Consider the following 2,894-nt stretch of genomic DNA (forward strand, 5'->3'; position numbering starts at 1 on the left):
AGATCTGCGCATCGTCGGCGCCGGGTTTCCCGGAGCCCATCACGGTCACCACGCCGGATACGCGCCCGGCGATGGCGTTGGAGAGGTTGGGAGTGGAAGCGCGCTGCAGTTCTTCGGCTTTCACCTGGGAAATGGCGCCCACCACGCTGGCTTTTTTCTGCGTGCCGTAGCCTACCACCACGTAGTCGCCGAGCTTGGTGGCGTCGGATTCGAGGGTGATGTGCACGATGGCTTTATTGCCGACCGTCACTTCCTGGGTCACGTAGCCCACATAAGTGATCTGCAGCACGGGGGCGTTGCCGGTCAGCGTGAGTTTGAACTCGCCTTTGGGATCGGTGACCGTCCGGTTGGAGGTGCCCTTCTCCGTGATGCCGGCGCCGATCAGGAGTTCGCCGGCGGCGTCCACCACCTTGCCGGTGATGGTTTTGCTCTGGGCCATCGCTGCCGGGATGGAAAAACAGAGCAGTATGAGGAACGTTAGTATTTTTTTCATCTGTCTTGATTTTATTGCCAATCCGGGTTTTGGCGCATTTGGGGATTACGGTTCATTTCGATTTGCGGTATCGGGAAGAAGTAATGTTTCTTCTCGAACAGCTTTTGCTCCACCTGAACTGTGGGATCATACGTAAACGTACCGTCGCCGTTCCGGGTGATCTCCACCCCGCGGATGAACTTCGGCATTGTTTCGATGGTCATCCACCGCCGTACATCGAAGTACCGATGATCCTCGAATGCCAGTTCTATCCGGCGTTCGTTACGGATGAAATCCCGCAGGGTAGACTGGTTCAGCGCCACCCCGCGGCTGGCCAGCGCCGTTTCGACGGAAGGCATGCCCGCGCGCTCGCGCACGAGGTTCAGCGCCTGCACCGGCGTGAGCCCGTTCGGTGTGCCCGGCGCAGTGTAAGTGGGGCCGCCCGCTTCGTTGCCGGCTTCCGCGAGGTTGAGCAGCACTTCCGCATACCGGAAATACACCCAGTTGTGGTAAGTATTGCCGGAGCCCTGCGCGGGGTTTACGTTGGCGTAATCCATGAACTTGTTGAGGTAATAACCCGTTTCTGTTTTGGCGTTGCCGCTGGCATTCACGCCGCCGGTGTAGATCTGGAACGTATAATTGTTCTGTCCCGCGAAGGGGTTGTACCGGGCGCCGTTATAAATGATGCTGGCGTAGAAGCGGGGATCGCGGTTGGCGTAAGGCGCCGCCGCGTGCGTGGGGTTGTTCCAGCTGAAGAGCGTGCCGTCCGCCATCTCGTAGGCATCCACCAGGTCCTGGGAAGGACAGGTGCCGCCGCGGGCATTGGTGAACCCTGCCGGGAAGTTATCGTTCTCCGTTTCGCGGTTGGGCGTACGCAGCCTGGCAAAGATGAGCTCGCGGTTGGTGGTGCCTGCGCCCCAGGCGTTAAAGAAGCTGGCATAGTTCGTTTGCCCGTTGGTGCCGGGCTTATACAACGTGTACCAGTTCAGGTCCACCACGTCCTGCGCGGCTTTGGCGGCAATAGCCCAGCGGTCGGCCACGGGCGTGGTGTAGGCGGTGAGGGAATCCGCGCCGGCGCGGTTGTAGAGCGGACTGGCCGCATACAGCAAGATCTTGGCTTTAAGGGCCAGGCAGCTGCCCCTGTCTGCACGGCCTACTTCATTGGGCTCGTAGTAAGGCTCTTCGGGCAGGAGCGCAAAGGCGGCGTCGCAGTCTCTCACGATGAAGTCCACGACCGACTTCACCGAATTGCGGGGGATGAGCACGTCTTCCGAAGCTTCGAACGAGCGGTCCACGATCGGGATGCCGCCCCAGCGCTGGAAGAGGAACCAGTGATGGAGGGCGCGCAGGAAGAGCGCTTCGCCCATCATGCGGTTGCGGAAACGGTCGGTAACGGTAGACGGTAAAAGATGCAGGTTTTTGATGGCGGTGTTGGCTTTTCGGTTGCCATGGTAGCCGCCATACTTCATCCAGGAACCGATCTCACCAGCGCCGTCGCCCGCGCGCCAGTATTTCATGTTGGAAGGGTTCCAGTTGCCGGCGCTCATGCGCTGTGCGGCGGAAGGAACGGTTTTGTTGGTGGATACGTGCATTGCTTCGTCTGTGGCAGAGGCCAGCATGGCGTTGCCGTCGAGCCAGTTGAAGGAATTGTGCACATCGGCCGGGAGGTCGGTGTAGGCGTTGTTGATGAAGAGCTCGGCCCGGCCGGAGTCGCTGAACACGAACTGGGCGGATTTGAACTCCACCGGCACTACGTTCAGCGGTTTCATGCAGGATGCAGCCGCCAGGCAGATGGGTATGGAAAGTATCGCGAGTTTACGTTTTTTCATTTTCAAGCTTTTAGAAGGTGACACTGATACCGGCGTTGATGATGCGCTGGATGGGATACAGCACGTAATGGCTGGAGCGGGCTTCGGTGTCTACGAGGTCTGTCGGCGACCAGGTGAAGAGGTTGTAGCCGCTGGCGTAGATGCGCGCATTGTCGAGCCGGATCTTTTCCGCGAGTTTCTTCGGCAGGGTATATCCCAGCTCCAGGGTTTTCAGCCGTACCATTCTGCCGTCGCGCAGCCAGTAGGTGGACGTGCGCTGGTTGTTGGCCTTGTTGCTGAGGGAAAGGCGCGGGTAAGTGGCGTTGGCGTGGGTGGATGGATCTTCGGGATTGAAGCGCCCCAGGTGATGGTCGCGCACGGTGCCGTTGTCATGGAATTCCCATACGGATTCGCCGGTGAGGCCCAGCTGCTGGCCGTTTTGCCCGGTAAACAGCATGTTGAGGTCGATGCCTTTGAAGCGGAGCCCCAATCCCGCGCCGTATTGCAGCGTGGGGAAATTCCCCTGGCCGAGGTACACTTCGTCGTATGCGTCGATCACTTTGTCGCCGTTCTGGTCTTTGTATTTGATGTCTCCCGGCCGTACCTGTCCGAAC

Annotated in this window: 2 protein-coding genes and 1 pseudogene; all 3 read right to left on the reverse strand. The window is 59.5% G+C overall.

Annotation, left to right across the window (positions count from 1 at the left end; all coding sequences use genetic code 11):
* Positions 1 to 493, reverse strand: a 493-nt coding sequence (locus tag Q0510_RS15395) for a carboxypeptidase-like regulatory domain-containing protein (protein ID WP_298713615.1), incomplete at its 3' end; no start/stop codon positions are given.
* An 11-nt stretch (positions 494 to 504) separates the two neighbouring features.
* Positions 505 to 2,301 (reverse strand): RagB/SusD family nutrient uptake outer membrane protein, encoded by a 1,797-nt coding sequence (locus Q0510_RS15400; RefSeq protein ID WP_298713618.1) that lies wholly within the window; start codon positions 2,299 to 2,301, stop codon positions 505 to 507.
* Between the two features lie 10 nt (positions 2,302 to 2,311).
* Positions 2,312 to 2,894 (reverse strand): annotated as a pseudogene (locus Q0510_RS15405) (hypothetical protein); the annotation flags it as partial.

The sequence above is a fragment of the uncultured Chitinophaga sp. genome (genome assembly GCF_937874145.1).
In the GTDB taxonomy this organism is placed as follows: Bacteria; Bacteroidota; Bacteroidia; order Chitinophagales; family Chitinophagaceae; genus Chitinophaga.